Here is a 13,705-nt window from a genome sequence, read left to right as displayed (position 1 = left end):
CTGATTTCAGGGAACTTCTATTATTGTCAAACGCCTAAATGTACTGCAAATGGGGTACCTCAGGGAACTTCCGGCGATCGGTCGCGATATCGGGTCAGTGCTTCTGCTCATAGGTGCCGCCACTCTTCTTCCAATCATTGTAGGCTGTCTTTACCAGGAATGGTATGCCCTTCCCTGGATGGCAAGTTCCACGGCCGCGATGCTCGGCCTTGGAGGCCTTCTCCACCTCCTTCCAAAAAACACCAAACCCCCGAGAGCCAGTCTCTCGATCTCGGCGACCGCGGTCATCTGGGCGCTGGTCGGATTTCTCGGCTGTTTTCCCTTCATTTTTGCCGGCATGCCCTTTATCGACGCTGCGTTTGAATCCATGTCTGCATGGACGGGGACAGGATTTACCCTGACAACGAACCTGGAAGACTGGCCAAAGACCATTCTTCTGTGGCGTTCCCTTATGCAGTGGATCGGGGGGCTTGGGATCGTCGCCTTTATGCTGACGGTCGCGAGCCGCTCAGGTCTCGTCACCCAGAACCTCTACCGTTCGGAAGGCGGCTCGGAATCATTTATGCCAAGCGTGATCGCGACCGCTTTTCAGATGTGGAAGATCTATCTCATCTTAACGCTGATCGCGATCGTGGCGATCCTTCTGACAGGTCTGAGTCTCTGGGATGCCGTCAACGTTGCTTTTTGCGCGATCGCGACCGGAGGTATGAGCATATACGCTGTCGGGATAACCCACTTTGACAATCTGGCGCTTGAAATGGTGCTGATCCCGATCATGCTCGCCGGCGCCATTCCTTTCCGGCTCTATTATATCATTTATGTCAGCAGATCGTTTCGGGAGATCCTGCACGACCGTGTCCTGCACATGATCATCGGGGTTTTTCTCTTGGTCTCCGCGGTTTTGATCGTTGAACTTTCTGTATCAGGAATGCCCCTTGTGGACACGCTGCGGGAGGGTCTTTTTATGGCCGGAACCGTTGTCAGCTCCACCGGGTTCCAGAACACGACCTTTGCCGGCTGGGGAATGGCGCCCATCCTGTTTCTCTCGATCTTTCTTTTGATCGAAGGAGGGCAGGGAAGTACATCGGGAGGTATCAAACTGAATCGTATCCAGGTCATGTTCGAGGCTCTCGGCTGGTGGTTCAGAAAAACGCTCCGGAGTCCGCGAGCCGTCATCCCGATGCGTCATGACGGAAAACCCATCTACGGAAAATATGCGGAAGGCCTGATCGCAAAATCCCTTCTGCTCATCCTCTTATATCTGTTACTTCTGGTTGGAACGCTGATCGTGTTTCTTCACGACCCGTACTTCTCGGCAAATCTTGCAAACACCGTCTATGATCTTTGCAGCTGTATTGGCAACAACGGCAGTTCGACCGGCGTCGTCGGGCCGCTGATGCCGGATTATGCAAAGATCATTCTGTTCTTCGTCATGTGGGTCGCCAGACTGGAGATCATTCCGGCCCTCATCCTCGGCTGGGGTGTCCTTCGAGGGTTTGACACCCAGAAGGGATCGAAAAAGAGAGGATAAGAAACGCTCCCCGCAAAGAGCCGTCTTTCCCAGACTGCATGGATTTAACTCAAATTATATGTATCCTGCGGATCAATATATACAGGAATGAGACAGATCGCCCTCTATGGAAAGGGAGGTATTGGAAAATCCACGACATCGGCAAATCTTTCGGCGGCATTTTCGGAGATGGGGCTGGATGTCATGCAGATCGGCTGCGACCCGAAACATGACAGCACACGGATGCTTATGCATGGCCGATGGATTCCGACCGTTCTTGAGCAGATGTATGATCACAAAGAGATCAGAAGTGAAGACATCATCTATCAGGGATTTGGGAACATCCGCTGTGTCGAAGCCGGAGGACCCGAACCGGGGATCGGATGTGCCGGCCGGGGGATCATCGCGACGTTTCAGCTCCTGGAAAAAATGCAGGCACTCTACGGGGACGTTGTCGTATATGACGTTCTCGGCGATGTCGTCTGCGGGGGATTTGCCATGCCTATGCGGGACGGATATGCCCAGGAGGTCTATCTCGTCACCAGCGGAGAACTGATGAGTCTCTATGCGGCGAACAATATCTGCAAAGCGATCGCCAGAATATCAGAGCGGAGCTCGGCAAAATGCCGGCTCGGCGGCGTGATCTGCAATGCAAAAAATATGGATAACGAACAGGGACTCGTCGAGGAGTTTGCAAAACGGATCGGCTCAAAACTTGTCTGTTTTATTCCGCGGAGCAACTCAGTAAGAGCTGCGGAGGTGAACCGGATGACGGTCATCGAACATGATCCGGCGTCAAATCAGGCAAAAGTGTATCGGGACTGTGCAAAGATCATTCTGGAAAACACCGATCTTCGGATCCCGACCCCGCTTGCACTGGAGGAACTGGAAGAGCTTGCAAGAGAGTATCTCTGAATCACGGATGGGGGGGTGCACCCTCACGGGCGCCCTTTCCGTCGCCTGTTTTATTCCCGGGGCAGTAACGGTAGTCCATGCCCCGAAAGGCTGCGCCCATCAGACGTTTTCCATGCTCCACGCGCTGATGAACGAAGCAGAGACTAGAATCGTTCCTGAGATACTCGTCTCCGGGCTTTCGGACAAAGATGTCATCTTCGGCGGAGAGGATTGTCTCAGACAGGCACTCGACCGTGCGGCAGAAAAAAAGCCGGAGCTGATCATCGTTGTCACCTCCTGTGTCCCGGAAACGATCGGGGATGACTGTCTTGCCGTCTGCCGGGAACACCCGTATGCAGAACGCACGCTCTATATCCCGACATCCGGCTTTCTCGGCGGAAGTGCAAAGGACGGAGAGAATGCCGCTCTCATCGGACTCTCGGCTCTGGCAGAGCCTGCAGATCCGGTACCGGGAACCGTCGGGATCATCGGGGAAAAAAATCTGGAGTCCGAGGTCGAGGAGAACTTCGCCGAAGTACAACGGCTGCTCGACCTTCTCGGTCTGACCGTTTCGGTCAGATTCTGCAGAAACGCCGCGGTGTCGGATCTTCGAAAGCTTGGCACCGTCTCCTGTTTTATTTTGCGGGACGGACGCTGCGCTGACGCCGGCCGGGAACTCGGCAGAAGGTTCAGCCGCCCGGTGGTCGGCGGTTTTCCCCGCGGACTTTCCGGATCGGTTTCATTTCTGCAGGAGACCGGCAAAGCCTGCGGACTTTCTGCGGAAAAAATCGAATCTGCTGTCCTGCAGGAGACCAAATACCAGAAAAAAATGCTCGAACGGTTTGCAAATCTTGCAGGCAGCAGGGTCTGTCTCGGCGCAGAACCGTTTGAAGGGACCCTCACCGCTGCACGCGAAGCGCTTGCCTGTCTGGATATGACCGAGTCTCCAAACGGAATAAACGTCAGACTGCCGTTCTATCTGCCGGTAGGCGCATCCGGGACCGTGAAAATGCTTTACCTCTGGCGGAGGGCGATTCTCCATGGATAAAGGTCTCTGCGTGAATCCTGTCTGGCCGTGCGCCATGACCGGAGCCTGTTCCGTTCTTGCCGGCATCTCCGGACTGGATGTCTTGATCCACGGCTCTTCGGGCTGTTATTATTATCCCCGGTCACTGCTGAAGGTTCCTTTGTTCTGCACCTATCTTCTGGAATCGGAGATCGTGTTCGGCACGACCGGCCGCTTAAAAGAGGTCGTGGACGGGCTTTCGTCCGCCGACCGGCCGGTCGCCGTTTTGAACACCTGCATCCCGGCGCTTACCGGCGAAGATCTCTCCGGGGCGCTGGAAAACAAAAACGCCGTCCTTGTCGATGCACCAGGTTTTCTCGGCAATGCCGAGGAGGGGGCAAAGACCGCATATGACTGCCTGGGGATCAAAACCGATCCTTCGCGAAACGGCGTGAACATCGACGGCGTTTCCCTTCTCGATCTTTTCTGGCGGGGAAATCTGCACGAAGCCGAGCGGCTTTTACGGCTTATGGATATCCCGGTCGGCGTTCGGCTTGCAAAAGACAGGTATGCAGATCTTCGAAAAGGGGCCGCTTTGCACACGGTCTCGGTCAATCCGTCGTATCCGTCCGGTGTTGGAACGATGCTCGGCTCGTTTTTGTTTACGGACGTAAAAGACACCTGTGCAAACCTCGCTGAAACGTTTCCGGATGCGGATATCGAACCGGTCCTCGAGGAGTGGCGGCGTGCCGATGAACAGATGTTTTATTCAAGCGACAAATATCTCCGCAAATATGAGCCGCCGGTAGCCGCCGTCTGCGCTCAGGAAAGTTACGCGCTGTTTGCCAAAACAATGCTGGAACGCTACTTCGGCGCCGAGGTCCCGGTCGTCCTTGCACGAAACCGTGACGCGGCCCATATCCCCTGCGAGACCGATCTGACGAAGATCGTCCGGGAAATCAGCGCAGCGTGTCCTGATCTGATCCTTGGCTCCACCTTTGAAGCAAACGCGTATCCGGCTGCTTCCTTCCTCGGGATCACCCCTCCCGACCGGAGCCGGGTCTCGATTGCCGCCCGGCCGATCGCCGGCATCGAAGGGGGGATCATGTTTCTGGAAAATGTGCTGAATACGCTGATAGATGCCGCGTCTCACACAAAAAAATAAAAAATAAGAGAGTCTTATTTTGACCGACGATCTCAGTCGGTTTTTATTGTTGTCAGTTTGACCGACTCGACGCCTTTCAGGGACATCAGGCGCTCTGCAAGCTGTTTCAGCTGTTCGCCCTGTCCTCTGACGAGGATGACTTCAAGACAGCGCTCATCGCTGACATGAGAATGGATCGTCGACTGGACGATATGTCTGTTTGAATGCTGGATCTCAGTGATCGCTTCCATAAGACCGCGGTGATCATGATCATAGACCATCGTGATGACTCCCTGACGCTCGCCTGACACGTCGTTCATCCATTCATAATAGGTGATATAAGACCGGATCGCGTCACGGATCCCTTCGGATCGTGATGAGTATCCGCGTTTTCCGATGATATCATCAAATTTATTCAGAAGGTTCTCAGGCAGTGAAATACCTATGCGTGAAAGATCCGACTCTCCAACCATGATGAAGTATTTGTCGTAGCTCTATATTATAGTTCTTACATAATCTGAATTATGTGCACACTCACACATACTTCGAATGAAAAAGAGAGGGATTAGTTCCTCTTCCCCGAGGAGGAGTAGACGATCTTTGCTGCAAGAAGAATAATAACGAGAGCTGCAAAGATCCCGATGATCAGGGCAATGATCGCTCCCGCCGTACTTTCTCCAAGCGCATAATCGGGCATCGGAGCCGACCAGCCGACCGGATCCTCCGCCTCAGCGATCTCCTCTCCGGTTGCCGGAGCAAAGAGCTCTTTGACGCCTCCGCTTACAAGCAGGGTGCTGTCAAGCCCGTCCGGGTCGCTTGAAGCGAAGAAGACCGCAGATCCGCCGATGATGAGCGCGATCACAAGACCGGCGGCCAGAACTTTTTTCATCGGAACCGGCTGTTTTGTTGTGTCTCCGGTAAGTTCCGGCCGGACGGTGAAGATCAGGGTCACCACGACCGCGGTTATGACGCCTTCGATGATACCGATCAGTGCATGGTAGACAAACATCGTCGGAAGTCCGATCCCGATCGGGACCGCGCCGAGAAGGGCGATTTCAACCGCCGCGAAACAGGCCGCGAGAACGCAGGCAAGCCAGGCTGCTATCCCGGCAGCTCCGGCGGCAGGGATCGCCGGGATGAAGGCTTTGATCCCCTTATATGAGTAAAATCCGACAAATCCGCCGATCACGCCCATATTGACGATGTTTGCGCCGAGCGCCAGAACACCTCCGTCGCCGAAGATGAGCGCCTGGATGATCAGAACGATCGTCAGCACAAAAACGGCGGCAAACGGCGAGCCGAGAATGATTGCTGCGAGCGCTCCGCCCACCAAATGGCCCGAGACGCCAAACCCGGTCGGGAGATTGAAAGCCTGAAGGGCAAAGATTCCTGCAGCTATGACCGCAAGGATCGGGATTTTTGCCTCATCAAGATTTTTCCGCGCCCAGTTGATCGAAAGAACGATAAAAACAAGGGCAATTATCCAGAATACGATGCCGATAGGGATGCCGAGTCCGCTATAGCCGAACAGAAAATCAGGAATATGCGTGGTCTTTCACCTGTATATTAGAATAACACGTGTTATCTAATAAGTGTTACGGCAGATGCCTGATGGAAAAAAATGTAATATTTTTATGACCCGAATCTGCAGTTCGTGTTATTTTTCATCGGTGACCATATCCAGCAGATCTCCGCCCTCCTCCACATCTTTCAGACGCGCCTCGCCGATCACCAGCGTTTTGCCGATCATCTTCTCTTTGCGGTAATCGGAAACCACGCAAAGCGAATGCGTTCCGGTGATCTGGGAGATGTTTCCGAGAAGTTCCGCCCTCTGCACGGTTTTCTGCGGTGAACCGTAACAGGTAAGGATCGTTTTGTTTTCAAATACCGCAAATGCGTGGAAGGGCGCTCTTCTCAGTTCCTGCACGTCGATCCCTATCGATCGGAGGTGATCCTCCGGCCGTTTTGGCAGAGCGTCCGGCTCTGCTGTATGGCCGGACGGCAGGGATGCCGGGCCGCGTGCCTCCTCTGCCGGCGTATAATTCAGCAGATCGATCGGCATGACGATATCGTCGTTGAAAAACTCCTCGAGCCTCATCGCCATCTCAAGGGTCGTGCCCATCCCCCCTTCGTATTTGCTGATCGTCCGTCTGGAGACCCCCAATGCATGGGCGAGATCGCCAAGAGACATCGACTGTTCTTCACGCAGGGTTCGAAGTCTGTCAGCGTCGATGTTCACGTACAGACCTCCCGGTGAAGCATACACAAGCGGGAGTTCGCCTTCTGCAAGATAATCATACAGGGTGGCAGACGAAACGGCGTTTATCCCGTATCTGACATAGATCGCTCCGCGCTCCAAAGCAACATCCCGCGCGCGCTCTCCGATGATAAGCGGGACCGCGTGGAGATGGCGTGCGATCTTGTCCAGGTCCCATGCAATGTCTTCGTTTACACTGTCGATCTGTGAAACTACTTTGATAACGAGCAGATTCTCTCCCTTTGATGTCATCAGGTCGAAACTTCTCGGACGAATTTCACATCGTTCCGAGACATTGTATCCGGTCATCAGGAGGATACTGACCACGGTCTGGAGGAGTCTGTCGTTGGACATGAGATGTATAATCGTAATAGTAATGCGGTTCTATAAAATAATATCATTTATGTTACTCGGGCTTGACGATACGGATTCACCGGACGGGATGTGCACAACCTATCTTGGAGCACTCATAGCTGATGAGCTGGACCGTATGGGGTATACGGTCTCCAGCTGCCGTCTGGTCCGGCTGAATCCAAACGTTGTCTGGAAGACCCGGGGAAATGCCGCCGTCTGCATCGGGATCGTTGGAGGGGACCCTGAGACCGTGTTAAAAATCGCCTGCGGATTTGTGGACCGGTTTGCGGAGTTTTCCTGTGAAAAGACCAATCCCGGCGTGGTAGTTGTCGAGTCAGCGCCGGATCCGGCGTATTATTTCCAGGCTCTGCAGAGATTCTGCACGATTCAAGAGACGGTTTCCCGGCTGGATACGATCCATGCACTGTATAAAGGATACAAAAACGGCCGCGGACTGATCGGGGCGCTTGCAGCCGTTTCATCCGTCCTCCCGGACAAAACCTACGAGTGTCTTGCCTACCGAAAGGCTGAGGTGCTTGGGACCCCCCGGATCTTCGAAGACGAGGGATTTTTTATTTCCGAAGAGAAAACGGCTCCCCATACCTGGGACACAGTGGATTTTATTCGAAGAGCGATCGTCTGCGTTCCGCATGGAAAAGATCCGGTATTATACGGGATCCGCGGGGAAAGCCCAGCCTGGGTGCAGGAAGCGGCCGGGTATCTGGAGACGGAAGAGCCGGCATTTTCCAGGATCTGGGAAACGAATCAGGGAACGGATGCCCATCTTCTTCCTCTTCCAAAGGAAGGGCCGGCCGAAGGCGAATCCTACCGGTTTTCAGGGATCGTGGCGTCAGCGCCGAAAACGAACCGCGGAGGTCATGTGCAGTTTACGATCTCCCGCGGGGGGGTGAACATCTCCGTGTTTGCTTTTGAACCGACCAAATATTTCAGGAACGCGGTCCGCGAACTTGCCTGCGGGGATCAAATCACCGTCTGCGGCAGTTTTCAGAAAGATGTCCTGCATCTGGAAAAGTTCCGGCCTGAGGAACTTGCCGGACAAAAGATGCGGGTCTCCCCGAAGTGTCCGGTCTGCGGGGGAAGGATGACCTCTGCCGGAAAAGACAAGGGATACAAATGTCGGGAATGTTCTGCAAGAGTCCGCGAGGTGCCGGATCTTTCCCGAACCCTTCAGATGAAATGGTATGAAGTTCCGCCCGGATCCAGACGGCATCTGGCAAAACCTGCGGTCAGGATGAGAGATCAAAACAACTGATCAGAGCATTAAAAAAAGATTGGATAGAGAGAAGGGAAAGAGTAAAAAGGGTTTTATCCGGTGATGTACTCATCGGTTCTGACCCATGCTGCCGCTTCAACGGGCAGAACAAAGATCCTTCCGTCTCCTTTTTTACCGGTCCGTGCATGTTCACGGATGATCTTTATCAACACCTCCACATCTTTGTCCGGGACGACGATCTCGAGTTTGGTCTTCGGGAGGGTCTTCACCTGCATTTTGCCGGCCCTGTACTGAAGACAGACCCCTCCCTGTTCACCGCGTCCGAGAACATCGGTGATCGTGACCCCCGGGATGCTGTTCTGTTCAAGTGCATTCAATACCTCATCCACCTTTTCCGGGCGGATGATCGCTGTTATCATTTTCATGTTGTGAAACCTCTTTTGTGCTTATGCCTGTTCACCGTGCTGGGCAAGGTCCATACCGATGTACTCCTCATCCTCCGTGACCCGGAGACCCATCGTCTTGTTGATGATCCATCCAAGGACAAATGTCAGTCCAAAGGCGTAGACCATTGCGATCACCGCGTCAAGGACCTGAATGCCAAACTGCTGTATGTTTCCTTCAAGAAGTCCTCCGACCCCGCAGATCGCGGAAACGGCAAAGACCCCTGTCAGAACTGCGCCGGCGAAGCCGCCCATACCGTGGATCGCCCAGGCATCGAGAGACTCGTCGAGCCCCTTCTTGATCCTGAAGGTAAGAGCCGCGTAACAGACGATCGCTGTCAGAACACCGATCAGCATCGCGCCGACCACGTTCACATATCCGGCCGCCGGAGTGATCCCGACCAAACCGGCCAGGGCCCCGGAGATAAATCCAAGCGAACTCGGCTTTCCGCTCTTCCAGGAAAGTGCCATCCATGTCAGAGCACCGGTGGCGGCTGAGGCAGCTGTAACGAGAAACGCACTTGCAGCGAGTTCATTTGCTGCAAGGGCGGACCCTGCGTTGAACCCGAACCAGCCGACGATCAGAAACATTCCGCCGATAAGCGTCATTGGAATGTTGTGCGGAGAGAACATGTGTTTTCCGTAGCCGATCCGCTTCCCTATCACCAAAGCAAGCGCGAGCGCTGCAAATCCTGAACTGATGTGAACGACTGTTCCTCCGGCAAAATCAAGGGCTCCGAGCTGTGCTGCCCATCCCCCTCCCCACGCCCAGTGGGCAAGAGGAGCGTAGACCAGTGTCAGCCAAAGAAGACCGAAGACTATGTAGGACGACATCTTCACCCGTCCGACGATACCTGATGTCAGGATCGCCAGTGCCAGACAGGCAAACATCATCTGGAAACAGACGAACAGAACATCAGGTATCCCGTTTGTCACGCCGTCAAGCGGGATCCCCGAAAGACCGACATACTCCAGAGACCAGCCGATCACGCCGCCCACATCGCCGCCGAAGGCAAGCGAGTAGCCGATGATGATCCACTGAACGATTCCAAGGGCAAGTGCCGTAAATGAAAGCATCATCGTTGAGATGACGTTTTTCTTCCTTACCATTCCGCCATAGAACAGCCCGACTGCGGGAACCATCATCAACACTAATGCTGCTGAAATGAGAACCCAGGCTGTTGCACCAGTATCAAGATCCATGAGTGATTCACCTAAATCAGCACAACCAAATACAAATAACCCGAAAAAACAGTCCCGCCCCCGACCCGTCGTGGCTCTTCACCACGCCCGGAGACCAAACTGTATTTCCGGATTTTATGTGGTGTTGATGTGCATTTTTATTATAGGCGCTCCTGATATAAAATTATATGCTCCATGTTAACAAGTGTCACACTGACACAGAATTAATAACCATTTAGAGGACATACCAGATACCCAGATGACACTGGAAGAGAAAATCACCTTTTATTCCCGGGAAGATGCGGCCGCATTTCAGAAGTATCTCCGGGAAAAGGGATGTCCGTCACGGATATCTGTAGAACACAGCTTTTCGGGCACGCCGTATTTTGAGGGCACGATCGCGTCGATTCTGCATCTCATCGAGCTGATCGGGGCGCGTGAAAAGGATGCCGATCTGGATGAACTGAAATCAGACCTTCTTACACGCAGAAAAACCCTGGAAGAGTTTTTCGCATCGCACAAACCCGGGGATTCCCTGACGGAAGCAACGCCTTCGCAGCTTCTCGCGCAGGCTGAATCCATCGATGCGATGGGTGAGGATGTGCAGAAACAGGCGTCCGACAAGTTCATGAACGCACTGATGATCCTTGGGACCCTGGAGGATAACGAGCTTCTGGAAGTCTCAGAGGAAAACGAATGCTACACGCTTCTTGACATCAAGGATCCAAACGAGCTCCGGGTTATGTATGCCTACACGGACTTCAGCGGGGTTATGGAAGACGATCTGAAAGAGGCCGGAGTCAGCAGCCATATCCGGACCTCATCTGCGACGGCGTATATCATAACCGCCGGCGCCGAGCTTCTGTTCGTTTCCGATATCGAGGATCTGGCCGAGCTTCTGGATAATATGGATGTTGAAGACGACGAAGCTGCCCGGTTTGTGGACGCGGTCTTTTTCAAACAGGCTTTGATCGCCCGGATCCATGCCCTCGTTTCAGAAGGAAAACAGAGCGAGGCCGAACTGCTTGCCGCGTTTGATGCCCCGGCGTTTCCGCTTGAAGGAACGGATGATGTCATTTCCTATGATATTTCAGCCGAGTATCTGTCCGGAGTCGTCTCAGACCTGAGAAAACAGGGTGTTCTCTCAGGGAAAGACGGTAAGATTAAAAGCAGTTAACGTCATATAATACTGTTAGGTGGGGGATGTGGAGTACAAAGCAGTGTGGATACTGCTGCCCTCACCATTTGTTCTGTGAGCATTTTTTTTATATTTTTTTGGCGTTGTGTCTCTTTCTTTGTTTTACATGATTTTACCCTGACGGAAAGATTAATACATTCTGATTTCCATTGGTAGATTGTATAACGGTTTAGTGCATTCTCGGTTGAGCCCGGGCTTTGGTCCGGCCGAAAAACCCGTTGGTGTGATAGATCCGGCGAATGGATGTCTTAATTGGCGGCGCAGGTCCTAAAGGACAGCTGCGGGGAAGAGTACGGCAGTATTATGCAGAAACGGCCCGGATCCAGAATCAGGAAAGGAAAGACCCTGACGTCTGCGACGATCATTCTGATAGCTCTGCTCATGGTGATCATTCTGGGTCTCGCGAGTACCGGAATGCTTGGGACCAATCTGTTTGTAGAGAATCCTATCCTGAAAAAGGATGTGGGAGCGCAGGTTTCGGTTGTGGGCGAGGATGTGGTTGTTTTTATCGCCTGCGGGGAGGATGCAGCGGATCTTACCGAGGTCATCATCTGTATCGAAGGAGTGAGGCTTTCGGATCAGGAGGCCAGGCAGGCAGTTGTCAATAATACCTGTACATTTTCGGGAGCCGCCCGCGGGGTTGCCGGGGAGCGGGATGTCTCTATGAAAGGCGTTTTTTCCGACGGGTCGGTCACGTCGATCCGCTGTTCGAAACTGAATTGTGTGTGACGGATCATCCGTTGCCCCTCCCTCCTTTCCCCGCAAAAAACAAGACATACTTATATGGTGATACCCGCCCAACCTTATCCAGCAAAAGGTCAAAATCATGCATAAACATTGTAGCACCCAGGTCAAGCAGTTTATCCCGCGCGGCGACATGACCGTAAATGAACTCGTCTGTGAGATGGGAAAAGCAGGAGCATACAACGGAGGAAGTCTCTTCCACGCAGTAGAAGTCTATGAAAAGATGCTTTCTGATCCTGACATGACCAAATTCTTCGCTCTTTCCGGAGCCATGGTCCCGGCGGGAATGGGAGGGATCGTCTCGACTCTGATAGAAAAAGGTCACATCGATGTGCTGACCTCAACGGGCGCAAACCTCACCCATGACGTTATCGAGGCGATCGGCTGCCACCACTACCACGGTAAAGCCGAGTGCGATGATGTCGAACTCAGAAACGATGAAGTAAACCGGATCTACGATGTCTTTCTGCCGAATGATGCGTTCGAGGATCTGGAAGAGTTTATTCAGGACGTCTACTGCGGACTTCCCGAAGCGCCGGTCACGATCAGCAGCCTTTTGAAAACGATCGGTGAACAGCTCGACACGGGAATTCTTGCAACGGCAGCAAAACATGACGTCCCCGTCTACTGCCCGGCGTTTCAGGACTCGGTCCTCGGTCTCCAGTACTGGATGTTCTCCCAGTTCCACAAAAAGACGATCCTCGACGCGATCGGCGATATGCATGTTCTGATGAATCAGGTCTTCAACGTCAAAAAAGCCGGAGCGGTTTTAGTTGGGGGAGGGGTCCCGAAGAACTTCACGCTCCAGAGCATGCTGATGACGCCAAATGACTTCACCTACGTTATCCAGCTCACCGGAGACCGCCCCGACCTTGGCGGACTTTCCGGAGCGACCCTTGACGAGGCAAAGTCCTGGGGTAAGATCGGGGAAGGAGGGACAGGCGTTACCGTATACGGCGATGCCACGATAACCCTCCCCATCCTTGCGGCCGCCGCCCTGGAACGGCTGGAGAGAAAATAAATGGCTGAACTTCTGCTCGCTCTTGACGTGAAGGGGAGAGAAGAAGCAGCCCGCGTCGCTCTGGCCTGCGAAGGGGAGCTGGATGCGATTAAGATCGGCTACCCTCTGGTCCTTTCGACCGGTCTTGGCATCGTGAAGGAGCTTGCCAAAGCAAACATCCCGATCATTGCCGACTTTAAAGTCGCCGACATCCCAAACACCAACGCCCTTATCTGCGAAGAGGTCTTTGCAGCAGGATGTTCCGGGATCATCACCCACGCATTCTGCGGGTCGGATTCTCTCCAGGCGATCGTGGACGGGGCCCACGATCACGGGGGAAGCGCCTTTGTGGTCTGCGAGATGAGTCACCCGGGAGCTCTTGATTTTCTGAGCGGGGCAAATGCCGAACGAATGGCGAAGATGGCAAAGGAGTCAGGGGCCGACGGGATCATCGCCCCCGCCACGCGTCCTGACCGGACGGCTGTGCTGCGGTCGGTCATCGGCGGTTCGATGAAGATCTACTCGCCCGGCGTAGGAGCTCAGGGAGCACAGCCGGAAGATGTAAAAAAGTATGTTGACGGGATCATCGTCGGCCGTGCCATCTACGAATCAGCAGATCCGGGGAAAGCAGCGCACGAGTTCCGTGTGCGGGCACTCTGATCTTTTTCTTTTTTTTACGCAGGATATCTGTTGTGTTGGACTGGATCAAATCCGGAAAGTGTAAGGCTGTGTGTGGAAA

The 13,705-nt window shown here is 53.6% G+C and carries 14 protein-coding genes; 9 read left to right on the top strand and 5 right to left on the bottom strand.

The annotated features are described in order from the left end of the window. Positions 1–49: 49 nt before the first annotated feature. From H575_RS01205 to H575_RS01190, 4 genes are all read left to right on the top strand, one after another. Positions 50–1,531, top strand: coding sequence for a TrkH family potassium uptake protein (locus tag H575_RS01205; RefSeq protein ID WP_042696666.1), 1,482 nt, complete (start codon positions 50–52; stop codon positions 1,529–1,531). An 87-nt stretch (positions 1,532–1,618) separates the two neighbouring features. Next, entirely contained in the window at positions 1,619–2,425 is an 807-nt protein-coding gene (cfbC, locus tag H575_RS01200) for a Ni-sirohydrochlorin a,c-diamide reductive cyclase ATP-dependent reductase subunit (RefSeq protein ID WP_042696664.1), read from the top strand. 7 nt (positions 2,426–2,432) lie between these two features. Then, entirely contained in the window at positions 2,433–3,452 is a 1,020-nt protein-coding gene (locus tag H575_RS01195; protein ID WP_052319889.1) for a nitrogenase component 1, read from the top strand. Then, the gene (locus tag H575_RS01190; protein WP_042696662.1) at positions 3,445–4,575 is read left to right on the top strand and encodes a nitrogenase component 1; all 1,131 of its coding nucleotides are present in this window, start codon (positions 3,445–3,447) and stop codon (positions 4,573–4,575) included. Before H575_RS01195 ends, H575_RS01190 begins: the two co-directional genes overlap by 8 nt. Before the next feature lie 32 nt (positions 4,576–4,607). Here the strand turns inward: H575_RS01190 and nikR are convergent, their stop codons facing one another. The 3 genes from nikR to H575_RS01175 all read right to left on the bottom strand — a co-directional run bounded on the left by nikR (position 4,608) and on the right by H575_RS01175 (position 7,165). After that, positions 4,608–5,027, bottom strand: a complete 420-nt coding sequence (nikR, locus tag H575_RS01185; RefSeq protein ID WP_042696660.1) for a nickel-responsive transcriptional regulator NikR — start codon at positions 5,025–5,027, stop codon at positions 4,608–4,610. A gap of 92 nt (positions 5,028–5,119) precedes the next feature. Next, positions 5,120–6,097, bottom strand: coding sequence for a cobalt transporter CbiM (gene cbiM, locus H575_RS09370; RefSeq protein WP_342664202.1), 978 nt, complete (start codon positions 6,095–6,097; stop codon positions 5,120–5,122). A gap of 114 nt (positions 6,098–6,211) precedes the next feature. Then, positions 6,212–7,165 carry a transcriptional regulator gene (locus H575_RS01175; RefSeq protein WP_042696659.1) on the bottom strand — a complete coding sequence of 318 codons (954 nt, stop codon included), beginning with the start codon at positions 7,163–7,165 and terminating at the stop codon, positions 6,212–6,214. Between the two features lie 49 nt (positions 7,166–7,214). Here H575_RS01175 and H575_RS01170 point away from each other — a divergent pair, with 49 nt between their 5' ends. Continuing rightward, a complete protein-coding gene (locus tag H575_RS01170) occupies positions 7,215–8,438 on the top strand; it encodes a tRNA(Ile)(2)-agmatinylcytidine synthase (RefSeq protein ID WP_042696657.1) in 1,224 nt (407 codons plus the stop codon). A 53-nt stretch (positions 8,439–8,491) separates the two neighbouring features. On the opposite strand, the gene H575_RS01165 is transcribed toward H575_RS01170, so the two are convergent. Both H575_RS01165 and H575_RS01160 read right to left on the bottom strand, forming a co-directional pair. Next, entirely contained in the window at positions 8,492–8,824 is a 333-nt protein-coding gene (locus tag H575_RS01165) for a P-II family nitrogen regulator (RefSeq protein ID WP_042696655.1), read from the bottom strand. A 21-nt stretch (positions 8,825–8,845) separates the two neighbouring features. Next, positions 8,846–10,045 carry an ammonium transporter gene (locus tag H575_RS01160; protein WP_042696654.1) on the bottom strand — a complete coding sequence of 400 codons (1,200 nt, stop codon included), beginning with the start codon at positions 10,043–10,045 and terminating at the stop codon, positions 8,846–8,848. A gap of 238 nt (positions 10,046–10,283) precedes the next feature. Here H575_RS01160 and H575_RS01155 point away from each other — a divergent pair, with 238 nt between their 5' ends. The 4 genes from H575_RS01155 to pyrF all read left to right on the top strand — a co-directional run bounded on the left by H575_RS01155 (position 10,284) and on the right by pyrF (position 13,626). Further along, a complete protein-coding gene (locus H575_RS01155) occupies positions 10,284–11,201 on the top strand; it encodes a hypothetical protein (protein WP_042696652.1) in 918 nt (305 codons plus the stop codon). A 273-nt stretch (positions 11,202–11,474) separates the two neighbouring features. Then, on the top strand, positions 11,475–11,951 hold the full coding sequence (locus H575_RS01150; RefSeq protein WP_143744978.1) for a hypothetical protein: 477 nt from the start codon (positions 11,475–11,477) through the stop codon (positions 11,949–11,951). A gap of 97 nt (positions 11,952–12,048) precedes the next feature. After that, the gene (locus tag H575_RS01145) at positions 12,049–12,987 is read left to right on the top strand and encodes a deoxyhypusine synthase (protein ID WP_042696649.1); all 939 of its coding nucleotides are present in this window, start codon (positions 12,049–12,051) and stop codon (positions 12,985–12,987) included. Beyond that, positions 12,988–13,626, top strand: coding sequence for an orotidine-5'-phosphate decarboxylase (gene pyrF, locus H575_RS01140; RefSeq protein WP_042696648.1), 639 nt, complete (start codon positions 12,988–12,990; stop codon positions 13,624–13,626). Positions 13,627–13,705 lie beyond the last annotated feature (79 nt).

This window comes from Methanocorpusculum bavaricum DSM 4179, assembly GCF_000430905.1.
Classification (GTDB): Archaea; Halobacteriota; Methanomicrobia; order Methanomicrobiales; family Methanocorpusculaceae; genus Methanocorpusculum; species Methanocorpusculum parvum.
Note: the sequence above shows the minus strand (reverse complement) of the source record. Positions and strands in the feature narration are given on the sequence as shown.

Coding starts and splice junctions, on each gene's coding strand:
- H575_RS01205 (WP_042696666.1), top strand. CDS start 50: ATGGGGTACCTCAGGGAACTTCCGGCGATCGGTCGCGATATCGGGTCA.
- cfbC (WP_042696664.1), top strand. CDS start 1,619: ATGAGACAGATCGCCCTCTATGGAAAGGGAGGTATTGGAAAATCCACG.
- H575_RS01195 (WP_052319889.1), top strand. CDS start 2,433: ATGGGGGGGTGCACCCTCACGGGCGCCCTTTCCGTCGCCTGTTTTATT.
- H575_RS01190 (WP_042696662.1), top strand. CDS start 3,445: ATGGATAAAGGTCTCTGCGTGAATCCTGTCTGGCCGTGCGCCATGACC.
- nikR (WP_042696660.1), bottom strand. CDS start 5,027: ATGGTTGGAGAGTCGGATCTTTCACGCATAGGTATTTCACTGCCTGAG.
- H575_RS01175 (WP_042696659.1), bottom strand. CDS start 7,165: ATGTCCAACGACAGACTCCTCCAGACCGTGGTCAGTATCCTCCTGATG.
- H575_RS01170 (WP_042696657.1), top strand. CDS start 7,215: ATGTTACTCGGGCTTGACGATACGGATTCACCGGACGGGATGTGCACA.
- H575_RS01165 (WP_042696655.1), bottom strand. CDS start 8,824: ATGAAAATGATAACAGCGATCATCCGCCCGGAAAAGGTGGATGAGGTA.
- H575_RS01160 (WP_042696654.1), bottom strand. CDS start 10,045: ATGGATCTTGATACTGGTGCAACAGCCTGGGTTCTCATTTCAGCAGCA.
- H575_RS01155 (WP_042696652.1), top strand. CDS start 10,284: ATGACACTGGAAGAGAAAATCACCTTTTATTCCCGGGAAGATGCGGCC.
- H575_RS01145 (WP_042696649.1), top strand. CDS start 12,049: ATGCATAAACATTGTAGCACCCAGGTCAAGCAGTTTATCCCGCGCGGC.
- pyrF (WP_042696648.1), top strand. CDS start 12,988: ATGGCTGAACTTCTGCTCGCTCTTGACGTGAAGGGGAGAGAAGAAGCA.